The sequence below is a fragment of the Roseivirga sp. genome, assembly GCF_965216855.1.
Lineage (GTDB): Bacteria > Bacteroidota > Bacteroidia > Cytophagales > Cyclobacteriaceae > Roseivirga.
Window position 1 is genome coordinate 4,065,201 of sequence record NZ_OZ244204.1, and the last position, 14,133, is coordinate 4,079,333.

Annotated in this window: 15 protein-coding genes; 4 read left to right on the top strand and 11 right to left on the bottom strand. The window is 41.5% G+C overall.

Translation table 11 applies throughout. From position 1 onward, the window contains the following. Positions 1–34: 34 nt before the first annotated feature. The 8 genes from ACOOEY_RS17895 to ACOOEY_RS17930 form a co-directional block, all read right to left on the bottom strand. Positions 35–1,192, bottom strand: a complete 1,158-nt coding sequence (locus tag ACOOEY_RS17895; protein WP_420386097.1) for a 6-bladed beta-propeller — start codon at positions 1,190–1,192, stop codon at positions 35–37. A gap of 58 nt (positions 1,193–1,250) precedes the next feature. Further along, positions 1,251–1,970: a 4-hydroxy-tetrahydrodipicolinate reductase gene (gene dapB / locus ACOOEY_RS17900; protein ID WP_420386098.1), complete on the bottom strand. Its 720-nt coding sequence runs from the start codon at positions 1,968–1,970 to the stop codon at positions 1,251–1,253. After that, positions 1,967–2,536 (bottom strand): DUF5683 domain-containing protein, encoded by a 570-nt coding sequence (locus tag ACOOEY_RS17905; protein WP_420386099.1) that lies wholly within the window; start codon positions 2,534–2,536, stop codon positions 1,967–1,969. Before ACOOEY_RS17905 ends, dapB begins: the two co-directional genes overlap by 4 nt. After that, positions 2,536–3,438, bottom strand: a complete 903-nt coding sequence (locus ACOOEY_RS17910) for a ParB/RepB/Spo0J family partition protein (RefSeq protein ID WP_420386100.1) — start codon at positions 3,436–3,438, stop codon at positions 2,536–2,538. Before ACOOEY_RS17910 ends, ACOOEY_RS17905 begins: the two co-directional genes overlap by 1 nt. Before the next feature lie 8 nt (positions 3,439–3,446). Further along, on the bottom strand, positions 3,447–4,214 hold the full coding sequence (locus ACOOEY_RS17915) for a ParA family protein (RefSeq protein ID WP_420386101.1): 768 nt from the start codon (positions 4,212–4,214) through the stop codon (positions 3,447–3,449). Between the two features lie 7 nt (positions 4,215–4,221). Continuing rightward, positions 4,222–4,902 carry a metal-dependent hydrolase gene (locus tag ACOOEY_RS17920; RefSeq protein WP_420386102.1) on the bottom strand — a complete coding sequence of 227 codons (681 nt, stop codon included), beginning with the start codon at positions 4,900–4,902 and terminating at the stop codon, positions 4,222–4,224. A gap of 256 nt (positions 4,903–5,158) precedes the next feature. Further along, the gene (yidC, locus tag ACOOEY_RS17925; protein ID WP_420386103.1) at positions 5,159–6,991 is read right to left on the bottom strand and encodes a membrane protein insertase YidC; all 1,833 of its coding nucleotides are present in this window, start codon (positions 6,989–6,991) and stop codon (positions 5,159–5,161) included. An 11-nt stretch (positions 6,992–7,002) separates the two neighbouring features. Further along, positions 7,003–8,616 carry a CTP synthase gene (locus tag ACOOEY_RS17930; RefSeq protein ID WP_420386104.1) on the bottom strand — a complete coding sequence of 538 codons (1,614 nt, stop codon included), beginning with the start codon at positions 8,614–8,616 and terminating at the stop codon, positions 7,003–7,005. Between the two features lie 158 nt (positions 8,617–8,774). Between ACOOEY_RS17930 and ACOOEY_RS17935 the strand changes: the two genes are divergently transcribed. From ACOOEY_RS17935 to ACOOEY_RS17950, 4 genes are all read left to right on the top strand, one after another. Beyond that, a complete protein-coding gene (locus ACOOEY_RS17935) occupies positions 8,775–10,208 on the top strand; it encodes a CCA tRNA nucleotidyltransferase (protein ID WP_420386105.1) in 1,434 nt (477 codons plus the stop codon). Between the two features lies 1 nt (position 10,209). Further along, positions 10,210–10,902 (top strand): tetratricopeptide repeat protein, encoded by a 693-nt coding sequence (locus tag ACOOEY_RS17940; RefSeq protein ID WP_420386106.1) that lies wholly within the window; start codon positions 10,210–10,212, stop codon positions 10,900–10,902. A gap of 246 nt (positions 10,903–11,148) precedes the next feature. Continuing rightward, positions 11,149–11,709 carry an RNA polymerase sigma factor gene (locus tag ACOOEY_RS17945; RefSeq protein ID WP_420386107.1) on the top strand — a complete coding sequence of 187 codons (561 nt, stop codon included), beginning with the start codon at positions 11,149–11,151 and terminating at the stop codon, positions 11,707–11,709. Continuing rightward, positions 11,699–12,247 (top strand): hypothetical protein, encoded by a 549-nt coding sequence (locus ACOOEY_RS17950; RefSeq protein ID WP_420386108.1) that lies wholly within the window; start codon positions 11,699–11,701, stop codon positions 12,245–12,247. Before ACOOEY_RS17945 ends, ACOOEY_RS17950 begins: the two co-directional genes overlap by 11 nt. Here ACOOEY_RS17950 and ACOOEY_RS17955 read toward each other — a convergent pair whose 3' ends face one another. From ACOOEY_RS17955 to fsa, 3 genes are read right to left on the bottom strand one after another with little or no spacing between them, the layout of a single operon-like run. After that, a complete protein-coding gene (locus ACOOEY_RS17955) occupies positions 12,248–12,943 on the bottom strand; it encodes a cell division ATP-binding protein FtsE (protein WP_420386109.1) in 696 nt (231 codons plus the stop codon). Next, positions 12,944–13,147 carry a fructose-6-phosphate aldolase gene (locus tag ACOOEY_RS17960; RefSeq protein ID WP_420388666.1) on the bottom strand — a complete coding sequence of 68 codons (204 nt, stop codon included), beginning with the start codon at positions 13,145–13,147 and terminating at the stop codon, positions 12,944–12,946. It abuts the gene before it with no gap. A gap of 52 nt (positions 13,148–13,199) precedes the next feature. After that, positions 13,200–13,856 (bottom strand): fructose-6-phosphate aldolase, encoded by a 657-nt coding sequence (gene fsa / locus ACOOEY_RS17965; RefSeq protein ID WP_420386110.1) that lies wholly within the window; start codon positions 13,854–13,856, stop codon positions 13,200–13,202. Positions 13,857–14,133 lie beyond the last annotated feature (277 nt).

Genomic DNA, 14,133 nt, shown 5'->3' on the forward strand with positions numbered 1-14,133 from the left:
GAGTAGTATGCTTAGTTTCAATTGTGAGCCCTGTCTAATTGTCTGTTTTAAAATCTAAAATTAGCAAAGCTGGATTTTCAGTATTAATAAGTTGGCCAATCGTTTTATTTCCCCTGATCGTAATTCTATTGCTGTCAATTCTCTTCAAAAACTTTTCAAGACTGTATGATTGTAAAGAAGCGACTAGCTTACCTTCATGTACTGCCAGTGGCTCAAAACCAATTTCCTTGATGTTATCTCGAACATTTAAAAAACTTTGTGTCTGGCGTGAAATTATACCAAAGTGATATGTTTTCGAATTGATCAAATATTTCAAAAAGATGAAATCTTGACTGAAAAGAGGTCTGAAATCATTAACAAACTGACCACGACTAACTGTTGAAAAAGCGGCACCAAGGTGCTCTGTGTGTTTAGGGTGAATCCAGGCCCAGTCTTTACCAAAGTCAAATTTTAGGTAAGGAAGAACACCATTTTCATTGATTGCAAAAACACTATCATTCAGGATTTCTTTATAGAGCAGTTTGTTTTTATCGATAAGGAGTCTTGGTACGTTTGCTATTGGAAAAGGTGGTAAGGTGTTGTCTTTATGCCCATAGTTGATCGTGTTTAACTGGTTGTCTAGATAAACAACTGCATACCCGGCCGGAGAAGGAACCATGCCTCCTTTTTCGATGGACAAATTCTCTATGGTCGTTACGATATAACCATCTTCAAAACTATACATTTCACCCAACCTGATGTTTTTATCTATTTTGAGGTCAATGGATTCCAAAAAATGCCCCATCAAATCATATCGAAATAATTTCCGATCATCACTACTTAAAAACTCTAGAATGTTGTCTTTAATCCAGGCGCTACTAAAGCCAGAGAAGCCTTTGTCTCCTTGTTCATTGTTTTTAATGTGGAAGGAATAGTTGCCTGATTTATCAAAAAAGTAGAATTTCTTGTCACCCTTACTACCAAGAATAAACCCCTTTTCTATGGGTAAGTAAAATTCAAAAAAAGACAATAAGGTCTGATCGGTTTCTTCCAGTGGAATGATCTCAATATGATCTATTAGCTCAAAGAAATTTTTTCTATCACCGTGGATATCTATCTCATAATGCTCAAACCCGGTTTGAGATAAGACCGACTGAGGAAAAACAATAATTCCAATCCAGATCAGGAAGAGGAGGAGGCTTGTGCGTTTCATCGACTTGAAATTAAGACAAATAGATGAGCCTCAAAAGAAGAGCTTACTAGTTGAGCCTTTACAGTTGACTCTCCAGAAATTCGTCCATGGTTTTTACTCCGGTTTGATCTTTTAACCATTCTGCCACAGCAATAGCTCCTTTGGCAAAACCCTCTCGTGAGTGTGCAGTATGCTTAATTTCAATGGTATCGACAGGAGAGGAGTAGCTGATTTCATGAGTGCCGGGAGCGGGGTCTATGCGCTCGGAGATAATCTCTAACTCTTCAGATCGGTCAGTGGACTGGTTGACCCACTTGGTCTTGTTCTTCAAATGCCTGAGAATGCCTTCAGCCAGGGTGATAGAAGTACCACTAGGTGCATCTTTCTTAGAGGTGTGGTGAATCTCCTTTGTGCTTACTTCATAGCTTTGGCTTGCCATGATTTGAGCCAGGTATTCGTTCAGTTTGAAGAAGATATTTACCCCAATGCTGTAATTCGAGGCATATAGGTAGGTTCCTCCTTTATCTTTGCAATAGGAATCAATATCCGCCTTCTGATCTAACCAACCTGTAGTGCCGACTGCCACGGGAATCTGGTTTTCCAGACACCACTTAATATTCTCTACTGCCGCTTCGGGTTGACTAAACTCGATGGCTACATCTACCTGTGATGCATCCAAACTATCAAGTTCATGTCGGTTGTCAATATTGATTTTGCCAACTATCTCATGTCCTTTTTCAGTAGCCAGTTGATCAATTAACTGGCCCATTTTGCCATATCCGAGGAGTAGTATTTTCATCGACCTATTGGTATAGTAAGTTTCAAGCCCATATAGGGCGTTCCGTTAGCAATGACACCGAATTTAGGCTTAAAGTTCATTGCCAGATTTTCGTCTACATTAAACCCTTTCAAATGTGCGTCAACTGTAGCGTCAATAATCTGTAAACCGTAAAGCCCTATCATCGTCAACACTACCAGGTCACGGTTTTTCCTGGAGGCATCGGCATTCCGGCTATAAATACGAATTAGATTCTGGTTAGGCTCATCCGCTATTTGCTCTTCATCCAGCAAGGTTTTATAGCGATGAAACAAACGATCATTTTCATAAATGAAGTAAACTGACACACCAAAGCCACCATAGAGAAGGGGTACTTTCCACCAACTGCGATTGGTAATTTGCCCCCAGCCGGGAATAATGGCTGATCTCAATGCTGCTTTCCTGGGGTCGTAAACCCGGTTATCAGTCTTTTTGATTTGGATGTCATCGGCTACCAAAACACCTGCTTTGGTATTAAGTGTATCTTGCTGGGCGAGTAATGTATTGAATCCCAGGAAGCAAAGTAAAAGGATAAGCGTTGAACGCATTAAAGGTCTATGATTTCCAAAATTCGGTTCAGGTCTTCGGTAGAAACAAATGGTATTTTTATTTCACCTCTGAACTTGTTGTCTGCTTTAAGACTCACCCTGGTACCGAAATGAGAGGAAAGTTTAGTCTGAACCTGCTGAACTTCATAGTTCTTATGGGTTGAGCTTCCTTTCTTTTCCGGCTTAGGATCGTCAGCATTCTTCGACATCAAATCGCGTACCAGCTGCTCAACTTTTCTGACAGAAAGTCCTTCTTCAACGATTTTTTTGAAGATATACAGCTGCTTGCTCACATCTTCTATATTGATAAGCGCACGGGCATGACCCATCGATATCTTTTGATCGCGAATACCAGCCTGAATATCTGGTGGTAGTCTTAAGAGTCTCAGGTAGTTATTGACAGTAGTCCTGTTTTTACCAACTCTGTCGCCTAATTCTTCCTGCTTCAGGTCACACTCTTCCAGCAGTCGCTGATAACTGAGTGCTATTTCAATGGCATTGAGATTTTCACGCTGAATATTCTCAATCAAAGCCATTTCCAGCATTTGCTGGTCATCTGCTGTACGAATGTAAGCAGGAATAGCTTCCAGTCCTGCAATTTTGGATGCCTGGAAACGTCTCTCTCCTGAGATCAGCTGATACTCCTTATCACTGAGTTTTCTAACGGTAATCGGTTGAATAATACCCTGTACCTTAATACTCTCAGCAAGCTCTTCCAAAGCCTCTCTGTCGAAGTGAGTTCTTGGTTGGTAAGGGTTTACCTGTATTTGATCCAGAGGGATCTCGTTCAGGTTTCCACCAGCCGATTTGATATCAGATGAAATATCGTTTGAAGAATCCTCCAAAAGCGCTCCCAGCCCTCTTCCTAATGCATTCTTCCTTTTTGGAGATTTAGCTGCCATTCAAAAAATCAGTTTTTATATCTGTCTGCGATTTCCTTGGCCAGACTCAAATAGGCCAGGGAACCTTTACTTTCAGCATCGTGAACAATTGCCGGAATACCGAAACTTGGTGATTCACTCAGCTTTACGTTTCTAGGTATGATGGTTTCGAAAACCATATTTTTAAAGTGAGTCTGAACTTCTTCTACCACCTGGTTAGACAATCTCAGTCTTACATCATACATAGTTAAGAGAATTCCTTCGATTTCCAGCTTAGAATTCAAACGCTTCTGTATAATGGTAATTGTATTGAGAAGTTTACCAAGTCCTTCTAATGCAAAGTATTCACACTGAACTGGTATGATAACGGAATTTGAGGCGGTTAGTGCGTTCACTGTGATAAGCCCCAGTGAAGGGGCACAGTCGATAAGAATGAAGTCATAGTCGTCCTGAACTTCTTTCAATACTTCGCGCATCTTTTCCTCTCTACTACTGATATTTACCATTTCCACTTCGGCACCTACCAGGTTGATGTGAGAGGGAACGAGGTGTAAATAGGAAACTTCGCTTTCGAGAATACAATCTTTAATATCGGCTTTACCCACCATGCATTCGTAGATGCTCTTTTCGATCTCTCTTGGGTTATGCCCGAGACCGGAAGTGGTATTGGCCTGCGGGTCGGCATCAATCACCAGCGTTTTGTACTCCAGCACTGCCATACTGGCCGCCAGATTCATCGCTGTAGTGGTTTTTCCGACTCCACCTTTTTGGTTTGCTATGGCTATAATCTTGCCCATGTAATATTTAGAGTGAAAGGGTTTCTAGAATTTTGGGTAAAGTGAAATTAATACCGTTGGCTTCCGCAATTTTATAAGCTTCATTATGATCAATGGCCACATAAGGGAAGGTGTCGAAATGTACGCCAATCAGCCGATGACATCTCACCATTTTACAGGCTCTCATAGCGTCATTCATTCCCATGGTGAAATTGTCACCTACCGGCATGATGGTGAAATCGAGTTCGAACTCTTCACCAACTAATTCCATGTCTTTGGTTAATGCAGTGTCTCCGGAAAAGTAGAAGCAACCTTCTTTATTTTGAATGACCACACCGGCTGGGTTGCCACCATAACTGCCATCAGGCATAGAACTGGAATGTACTGCATTCACCAGTTTGATGGTTCCAAAGTCGAATACCTTAGCTCCTCCATGGTTCATTGGGTGATTTCTTTCCAATCCCTTGCCGGCAAACCAACCCACTACTTCGTAAGTCGAAATCAATGTGGCATTAGACTGATTGTAGATTTCCTCCACATCAGCCACATGGTCACCATGCCCATGACTAAGAATGATATAATCAGGCTTGATCTGACTGATGTCTACCTCTTTAGCCAATTCGTTTGGCCTTATGAATGGATCGAAGAGCAATTGCTTGCCCATCGTTTCAATCATAAAAGAAGAATGTCCGTAAAATGTAAACTTCATGACGAGCCTGAATTTCTGCTTCTGCTAGAGGCTACAAATATATAAGAATAGGTGAAAGATTAATCCAGAGTTTATGCACACTCAGACAGGGGAAATCGTTGATAACTTTTTAAATAGTTGATTGCCTTGTACTTAATGTACGTTGAATAGCGTGTAGGGGGAGAGGATAAAAAAAGGCGTCACCAAAGTCTCTTGATTTGAGCAGAGTTGCTCTAATTCAAAAGAACCATTTGATGACGCCCTTGAAAGAAGAGGTTTATTTCTTCTTTTTAGACTGTCTTTGCTTTTGTGCCTCCTGACTGGCTTTCATAGCTTCTTCCAGTCTCTGTTGGAATTTAGACTTGCCTTTACCGGCATTCTTCTTCTTGTTCTGCTCTAATTGCTCTCTGATTTTATCATCATCAACAAATCTTCTGATCATGGTTTGCTGACCGAAGGTTACGAGGTTAGAAACAAAGTAGTAGAAACTCAAACCTGAAGAATAGCTATTCAATACGAACATGAAAATGATCGGCATGAAGTAACCTATATTCTTCATAGGTCCCTGAACAGAACTTACCTGGTTGTTAGACCATGTAATGGCCAGAGTCGATAAAGTCATGAGCAAGGTGAAACCACTTACGTGAGAACCATAGAATGGAATGGTAAACGGAAGGTTCACCAATACATCATAAGTAGAAAGGTCTGTAGCCCAAAGGAACGATTCTCCTCTCAGTTCAATGCTGTTCGGGAAGAAGAAGAACATGGCAAAGAGGAATGGCATTTGAAGCAACAGAGGAACACAACCGCTGATTGGGTTTACACCCATTTCTCGGTAGAGTTTCATTTGCTCCTGCTGCATGGCTTGCATATCGCCACCGGTCTTTTCCTTTAGTTTATCAAGCTCAGGCTTGAGGGCCTTCATTTTGGCCATCGAGAGATAAGATTTTCTCGATAGAGGGAAGAGTGCCAACTTGATAATCAGTACAATTACAATGATGATGATACCGTAATTACTGATGTGTCTTTCAAGGAAGGTGAACAGGTTAACAATAATGAGTTTGTTTACCCAACTCACCAGCTTATAACCCATGTAGACATTGTCTTCATAGCTGTCGGTAACTTTTTTCAGTACGTTGTAGCTATTCGGGCCATAGTAGTATTTGAAGTCAGCACCGGCATAAAGGTCACTCATAGGCACCTTTAATTCCATTCTGCCCAACTCAACATGACTGGTATCTGCCACAGGTTCAGAAGCGAAAATACCGCTACTAAAGCCCTTGTCTGCAATGATACCAGCATTGAAGAAGTGTTGAGAGAACGAAGCCCACTTGATGCCTTCTCCCACAGTTTCCTGTTGAGGTTCGCTTGAAATAGCGGTTAGATTATCTGAATCTTCAGCCAGTGTATAATAGCGAAGGGTTGCCTTGTTTCTTGCATCTTCCAGGTTGGTCTCGAAGCGCTTCATTTTATCCTCCCAAACGATGGTCATTTCGTTGGTCAGTACCTTATTCTCAAGGCCATTCAGTTTGATGTGGTAACCCAGATCATACTTATCACCATAAATGGTATAGCGCTGAACAACTGTAGAGCCATCTGCCAGTGTTGAAACAAAGTTCACAACAACAGAGTCTCCCGGAGCAACGGTAGTAGCTCTTTGGTTGGTGGTAAAGTATAGGTCGCTGAGGTTGATCACACCATTAGTGGTACCAACCTGTAAGTCCAACCGGTTGGTTGACTCATCAAAGAGAATTAATGGGTCTTTGGTATGAGTTTTATACTCCTTCAGCTCTACTGATTGGATTGCCCCACCCTTTGAACTGAAATTGTATCGTGCTTTTTCAGTTTCAATGCTAAACGTTTCTTCCTGACCTCTCATAGCAGAAGCAAAAGCTCCATACTGCGAGCTTAGAACAGAGTCCTGTTGTTGAGGATTCGAGACTTCAGAAGTCTGAGGCTCTATAGTTGGTTCTGGTAATACGCTGGAGGTAACAGCTGTTGAGTCATTGATAGGTAGCGGCTGTTCCTGAACGGAAGGCCTAAACACCAACGAGTAAACGATCAACAAGCCTGCAATTAAGACAAGGCCTATGGCCTGATTTCTGTCCATATGTTATTCAATTAATTTTTCTTCGATTTAACTACCGCATCAATGAAGCTTATAAAAAGTGGATGCGGGTTCATTACTGTACTTTTTAATTCAGGGTGAAACTGTACTCCCACAAAGTAAGGGTGTTTCACAATTTCCATGATTTCTACCAAACCGGAATCAGGATTGGTACCGGCTGCTTTCATGCCGGCCTCATCAAATTCTTTCAGGTATTTGTTGTTGAATTCGTAGCGGTGACGGTGTCTTTCCTTAATGTTGGCAGTTTGATAAGCATTGTAGCTTTTTGTGCCTTTTTTAAGTTTACAGTCATAGGCCCCCAGTCGCATGGTTCCGCCATAGTCCTGAATATTCTTTTGGTCTTCCATCAGGTCAATTACCGGATGTGGAGTTCCTTTGTCCATCTCAGAAGAAGCGGCTCCTTCCAGTCCTAAAACGTTTCTTGCAAATTCAACCACAGCACATTGCATACCCAAACAAATGCCAAAGAAAGGAATATCATTTTCCCTGACATAGCGAATGGCTTCAATTTTTCCTTCAATACCTCTTTCTCCGAATCCAGGAGCAACAAGAATACCGTCCATATCTCTCAGAGTTCTATGTACGGTTTTAGGTGAGATGGTTTCCGAAGAAATCCAGTGAACGTTTACTTTACACTCCTGATGGGCTCCTGCGTGGATGAACGCTTCAGCGATGGATTTATAAGCATCAGGTAGTTCAACATATTTACCTACCAGACCAATATTTACTTCATTGGTTGGATTTTTGACCCTGCTTAAGAACTTTCTCCAGTCATCTATTTCCGGCTGCTCTTTATGAGGGAGTCTCAACTTGGTCAGCACTCGCTCATCGAGCTTTTCTTTACGCATGAGCATTGGCACATCATAAATAGTCTCCGCGTCACGAGCCTCAATCACTGAGTTCAGCTGAACGTTGCAGAAGAGAGCGAGTTTTTTACGAATATCATTAGGTAGCGGCTTTTCAGTTCGGCATACCAATATGTCTGGTTGAATTCCTGCTTCGAGCAACTGCTTTACGGAGTGCTGAGTAGGCTTGGTTTTCAGTTCTTTGGCTGCACTGAGGTAGGGGATCAAGGTAAGGTGCACTACCAGGCAGTTAGATTCACCAACATCCCAACGGGCCTGGCGAACAGCTTCAATGAACGGAAGTGATTCAATATCACCTACACAACCACCAATCTCAGTAATGACAATATCATAATCTCCGGTCTCACCCAACTTAAAGAAGTTGCGCTTAATTTCATCGGTGATATGAGGAATTACCTGAACTGTTTTTCCGAGGTAGTCACCTCTTCTTTCTTTAGTAATTACATCATAGTAGATTCTGCCAGTAGTCACATTATTGTCTTGTGATGTTCTGATGTTCAGGAATCTCTCATAATGTCCCAGGTCAAGGTCGGTTTCAGCGCCATCGTCAGTAACGAAGCATTCGCCATGTTCATAAGGGTTCAGAGTTCCCGGATCTACATTAATGTACGGGTCAAATTTTTGGATGGTAACACGATACCCTCTGGCTTGCAATAAGTTGCCCAGAGATGCTGCAATGATACCTTTTCCTAGAGAAGATGTTACCCCACCGGTAACGAATATGTATTTAGCTGATGCCATAAGTTTGGAAAAACAGAAATTAACTTATGGGATACAAAGGTAAGACTTTTCATTTGAAACAGACCCGACAAACATATTCTTTCTGATTACAGCCTCAATTACTTTTTGATAAGGCATGAATAAAGCCCTAACTTTGCAGCCTTTTGGCAGAATACCCCATGAACCTTTCCAAACATTTAAAAGATCCCGTATTCAAAAAGGTTGGAGCTGTAGCCGATCAACTTGGTCTGGAGACCTATGTTGTAGGAGGCTATGTCAGAGACGTCTTACTCGAAAGAGAAAGTAAAGATATTGACTTTGTCTGCGTGGGTAGTGGAGTAGAATTGGCCACTGCTGTGCACAAGGCCTTAGGAGGGAAATGTCCGTTTAACGTTTTTAAGAATTTTGGTACTGCCAATATCAGGTTCAATGAGCTCGAACTTGAATTTGTAGGAGCCCGAAAGGAGTCATACCAAAGGAATTCAAGAAAACCAATAGTTGAAGACGGTTCGCTGCAGGACGATCAGAATCGCAGGGACTTTACCATCAATGCTTTTGCCATTTGCCTGAATCAGGAGAGATTTGGTGAGTTGGTTGATCCATTCAATGGGTTGGAGGACCTCAAAGCGAAGCTTATTAAGACACCATTAGCTCCTGAAACTACTTTTTCGGATGATCCGCTGAGGATGATGAGAGCCATTCGTTTTGCCAGTCAATTGAAGTTCGATATTGATGGTGATACGTTCGAAGGTATTCAGCAAATGAAAGATCGTATCGCTATTGTATCTGCAGAGCGCATTATTGTGGAACTGAACAAGATCATTCTTTCAGAAGAACCCTCTTATGGTTTCAAGCTGCTGTTTTATTCAGGTTTGCTCCAGGAGATATTTCCCGAGATGGTCGCATTACATGGCGTTCAGACTATTGAGGATAAATCGCATAAGGATAACTTTTATCACACCTTACAGGTACTCGATAATATCAGTAAGCATACGGATGATTTATGGTTGCGTTGGGCTGCCATTCTACACGATATAGCCAAACCGGCTACCAAGCGATTCCATAAGAAAATTGGTTGGACTTTTCACGGGCATGAAGATAAAGGTGCGCGAATGGTTCCTCCCATTTTCAGACGAATGCGCCTGCCGATGGGAGAGCCCATGCGATATGTAAGAAAGCTGGTCAGGCTCCATCTTCGGCCAATCGCATTGGTAAAGGATGAGATTACTGACTCGGCCATCAGGAGACTGCTTTACGAAGCAGGTGATGATGTAGATGATTTGATGACCCTTTGCAGGGCAGATATTACCTCTAAGAACAACCAGAAAGTTCAGCGTTTCCTCAACAACTTTGACAAAGTAGAGGAAAAGATGAGGGAGGTAGAGGAAAAGGATAAAATTCGTAACTTCCAGCCCGTAATCACCGGAGAAATCATCATGGAAACCTTCGGCTTAAAACCCGGAAAAGAAGTGGGTGAATTGAAAGAGGCGTTGAAGGAGGCAGTTTTGGAAGGTGAAATTCAAAATGAATATGAAATTGCTTATCAATACTTACTTGAGTTAGGTAAGGATAAGGGATTAATTGTTGTAAACTCTAAGCATAACAACCAATAGAATGAGAAAAATTAAACTTTTGCTTTTGACGGCACTGCTTGTGTTTTCTGCACAGCTTACTTATGCACAGGACAGTACTTATTTGAGCAATGAATATGCAAAAGCAGTAGCGCTTTATAACAGAGCTCAGCGATACAATGATGCAGCTGTTAGTCGACAGGCATTGATGGAAATGGCATTATTGAATCCGGGAGATACTGCAGTTTTAAGGTCTTTGGCGGAAATATACTTCGGTAATGGCCAATATGTGTCTAGTGCGCTGGTATCTATGGATTTGATCAAAATTCACCCTAATAACCTGGTGGCCCTGGAAATTGCAGCCGTTAGCTATGAGAACCTTAGGTTGTACGACAAGGCCATTGAGCAATATGAGTCAATGTGGCTGACTACGGATAATACCACTATACTATATCAAGTGGCCTACCTTCAATACATGACGGATAAGTATGATGCCGCCATTTCTAACCTCGGCATATTGGATTCAAGAGTGAAGGCAGATGAGACCATTAACCTGGCCAAGCAAGACGGAAATGTTCAGGAGGTAAAGTTTGCCGCGGCTTTACAAAACCTTAGAGGTCTCATTGCCTCCGATCAGGGAGATAAGGCTAAGGCAAGAGAGCACTTTACCAAGGCGTTGGAAATAAGTCCTGATTTTGAAGCTGCTCAGAATAGTCTTCAAGGCTTGAATAACTAAGTTTTATAAGAAAAGAATTAATAAGAGAGGCTGTCTCAAAAGCTAGATTAACGTCAACCTGAACTTGTTTCAGGCTTCAATTGGGTTTTACTTTCAGAATTTTTTGATTCTGAAGTAAATTCAGAATGACGAATTCTAGTACTGTTGGGACAGCCTCTTTGTATTTATAGCAATTGAATTTTAATAATTATATTTCTGTATGCAACCTGTGGTTGTATACCCTGTCTTTAGCATGACCTTAAGAAATTGAATACCAGTTATCACAACATCCATCAGCCTATAATCGACAGGTGCCTGCAAGGGGACCGATCGGCTCATTATGAGTTGTATAAACTGTATTCGAAGGCTATGTACAATACGAGTCTTAGGATAACGGGTAATGAAATGGATGCGGAGGATGTGTTGCAGGAGTCTTTTGTCAGTGCTTTTAAGAATCTGACCAGCTTTAAAGGAACAGCGTCTTTCGGTAGTTGGTTAAAGCGTATTGTGATTAATAATGCCATCAACCTGGTGAAGAGGAGACGTTTAGACTTTGAATCAGTAGAGGGCAAGGAAGATGAAGGTGCTTTGATGGAAGAACATCGCGATAATGATGTCAGTTACGACATCGCGATGGTGAAAGAAGGTATCTCCAGACTGCCGGAAGGATACAGACTGGTGTTAACTCTCTACCTTATTGAGGGGTATGATCATAAAGAGATAGCTGAAATATTGGAGATTACGGAGTCTACATCCAAGTCGCAATTCAACAGGTCAAAAAAGAAATTGAGAGATATTTTAAAGGAGGAACTGAAATATGCAGGGTAAAGATCAGTTAGAGCAATTCATTGGTGAGAATCGTGAAGCATTCGATACAGCTGAGCCGGGCAAGAAAAGCTGGGAAGTTATTGAACAACAACTTCATTTTAATGATGCGCCAAAAGTAAATAGAGTAGGTTGGTATTGGAAGGCTGCGGTATTCCTTCTTTTGGGTGCTGTTGGGTTTCTTATGGTCGACCGATACCAGATTCAGCAAACTCCGGAACTGGAAGCTACCAACGTTGAGAAATTCAAAGAGCTTGAGACTTTCTACACTTCTTTGATCGCTAATAAACAGGAAAGACTTGAATCAGAAATGAGTCCAAAGGAAGCTACTATGTATCTGGAAGTGGAAATGAAGGAGCTGGATGAAATTTACTCAGACCTGAAAGCCCTCTTTCTGGAGAGTCAGCCCTCTGAGCAGGTAATGGAAAGATTAGTGCACCTGCTAAGACAGAAGCTCAAGGTAATGGACAGTAGATTAGAGAAGATTGAACGAGAGAAACTCCCTGAAGAAATGAAGGAAGTTGTAGATCTATCGATGTAATCAGGCTTGTTCGAGAACAGCTGAATCCATCACCCTTCCGTTTTCACACCTTAACGTTCTTTTAGGGTAATTCTCTATGAGTTTGAAATCATGGGTAGCCATCAATACAGCGGTTCCGCTTTTGTTGATCTCCAAAAAAGTCTTGAATATACCATCAGAAACTTCCGGATCGAGGTTTCCTGTAGGCTCATCGGCTATTAATAGGCTTGGTTCATTGATCAGGGCTCTGGCAATTACAACTCTTTGTTGTTCACCTCCTGAAAGCTGATGCGGCATTTTGTTAGATACAGCACCTAGTCCAACTCTCATCAATACTTCAGCCAGACGGCTCTTCATTTTGGCTTTATCCTTCCAGCCAGTTGCTCTCATCACAAAGTAAATATTCTCAGCAACGTTACGGTCGGGTAGGAGCTGGAAATCCTGGAAAATGATGCCCAGTTTTCTCCTAAGTTGGTGGACATGTGATCGTTTGATACTTTCGATATCAAAACCTGCTATTCTGATATTTCCCATATAGAGAGGGAGGTCACAATAGAGGGTTTTTAACAAAGAACTTTTTCCACTTCCGGTTCGGCCTACTAAGTAGACAAATTCACCTTTGTCAATTTTGAGGTTGATATTATTGAGTATGGTAGTGTCTTCCTGAAAAATGCTGGCATCTACAATACGTACGATAGGTTCACCGGAAAAAGTCATCTAGATTTCTAGTTTTTGAAGTTTACCAAAAGGTAGTTCACTGATCAACTGTTTTAACGCTGTTTCTTTACCGTCCAGTCCATATTTATCCAGATTTTTTAATGGACGATCAGCTCTAAAGTAGGCAATAAGTACAAAGTTCTCATCGCGCAACTGTATGTAATCTGGAATTTTGGCCTTGCCTTTTACCTTGATAATATACATTTCTGATGTTAGCTCCGGGATATTTGAATAACCCGGAGCTTTACTTAATGTTTTATCCATTGGCTTTCTTATGGTCTTCCAGAAACTGAGCAAGTCCTTTGTCAGTCAGTGGGTGGTTCAATAGGCCGGTAATTACTTTAAGTGGACATGTAGCCACATCGGCTCCAATTTCGGCACATTGTATCAAGTGCATGGTATGTCTGATAGAAGCCGCTAATACTTCAGTGATATATCCATAGTTGTCATAGATATCGACAATCTGCTGAATTAACTGTAATCCATCATAGCTGATGTCATCTAATCGGCCAATGAATGGAGAAACGTAAGAAGCCCCGGCCTTGGCAGCCAGAAGCGCCTGACCTGCAGAAAATACCAGTGTACAGTTGGTTCTGATACCCTCAGAAGTGAAGTATTTAATGGCCTTAACACCATCTTTAATCATTGGCACCTTCACAACGATCTTATCGTCAATCTTGGCTAGTTCTTTACCCTCTTTAATGATGCCATCAAAATCAGTTGCAATAACTTCGGCACTCACATTGTCATCGACAATATTACAAATGGCTTTGTAGTGAGCCATTACTTTGTCATGACCGGCAATACCTTCTTTCGCCATTAGAGAAGGGTTGGTAGTAACACCATCCAAGACACCCAGGTCATATGCTTCCTGAATCTCACTCAAATTTGCGGTATCAATAAAGAACTTCATTTTCTGTTTTTTAGGTTAAATGATTGATTAACAAAGCTAGTGTTTTTTGGTAAGTCAGAAACATGAAAATGAGAATCTAATCCTTTCAAAGACATTAGTTTATAGATGTGATAATAGAGAGAAGGGGGAAGCCTTTGTATGGAGTTAATGAAACTGTCCTATTGAGTTGACAAGACAGAACCTATCTGTCATTTTCGACAGAATGGTAAGGAAATAGTGGTGTCGGATTTTGCCTTGAATGTCTGAATCAGGGTCAGACCTGCCTGGGGCTGGTGTG

Bases quoted from the DNA above. Each gene is read 5' to 3' on its own strand.
- ACOOEY_RS17895 (WP_420386097.1), bottom strand. From the start codon at position 1,192: ATGAAACGCACAAGCCTCCTCCTCTTCCTGATCTGGATTGGAATTATT.
- dapB (WP_420386098.1), bottom strand. From the start codon at position 1,970: ATGAAAATACTACTCCTCGGATATGGCAAAATGGGCCAGTTAATTGAT.
- ACOOEY_RS17905 (WP_420386099.1), bottom strand. From the start codon at position 2,536: ATGCGTTCAACGCTTATCCTTTTACTTTGCTTCCTGGGATTCAATACA.
- ACOOEY_RS17910 (WP_420386100.1), bottom strand. From the start codon at position 3,438: ATGGCAGCTAAATCTCCAAAAAGGAAGAATGCATTAGGAAGAGGGCTG.
- ACOOEY_RS17915 (WP_420386101.1), bottom strand. From the start codon at position 4,214: ATGGGCAAGATTATAGCCATAGCAAACCAAAAAGGTGGAGTCGGAAAA.
- ACOOEY_RS17920 (WP_420386102.1), bottom strand. From the start codon at position 4,902: ATGAAGTTTACATTTTACGGACATTCTTCTTTTATGATTGAAACGATG.
- yidC (WP_420386103.1), bottom strand. From the start codon at position 6,991: ATGGACAGAAATCAGGCCATAGGCCTTGTCTTAATTGCAGGCTTGTTG.
- ACOOEY_RS17930 (WP_420386104.1), bottom strand. From the start codon at position 8,616: ATGGCATCAGCTAAATACATATTCGTTACCGGTGGGGTAACATCTTCT.
- ACOOEY_RS17935 (WP_420386105.1), top strand. From the start codon at position 8,775: ATGAACCTTTCCAAACATTTAAAAGATCCCGTATTCAAAAAGGTTGGA.
- ACOOEY_RS17940 (WP_420386106.1), top strand. From the start codon at position 10,210: ATGAGAAAAATTAAACTTTTGCTTTTGACGGCACTGCTTGTGTTTTCT.
- ACOOEY_RS17950 (WP_420386108.1), top strand. From the start codon at position 11,699: ATGCAGGGTAAAGATCAGTTAGAGCAATTCATTGGTGAGAATCGTGAA.
- ACOOEY_RS17955 (WP_420386109.1), bottom strand. From the start codon at position 12,943: ATGACTTTTTCCGGTGAACCTATCGTACGTATTGTAGATGCCAGCATT.
- ACOOEY_RS17960 (WP_420388666.1), bottom strand. From the start codon at position 13,147: ATGTATATTATCAAGGTAAAAGGCAAGGCCAAAATTCCAGATTACATA.
- fsa (WP_420386110.1), bottom strand. From the start codon at position 13,856: ATGAAGTTCTTTATTGATACCGCAAATTTGAGTGAGATTCAGGAAGCA.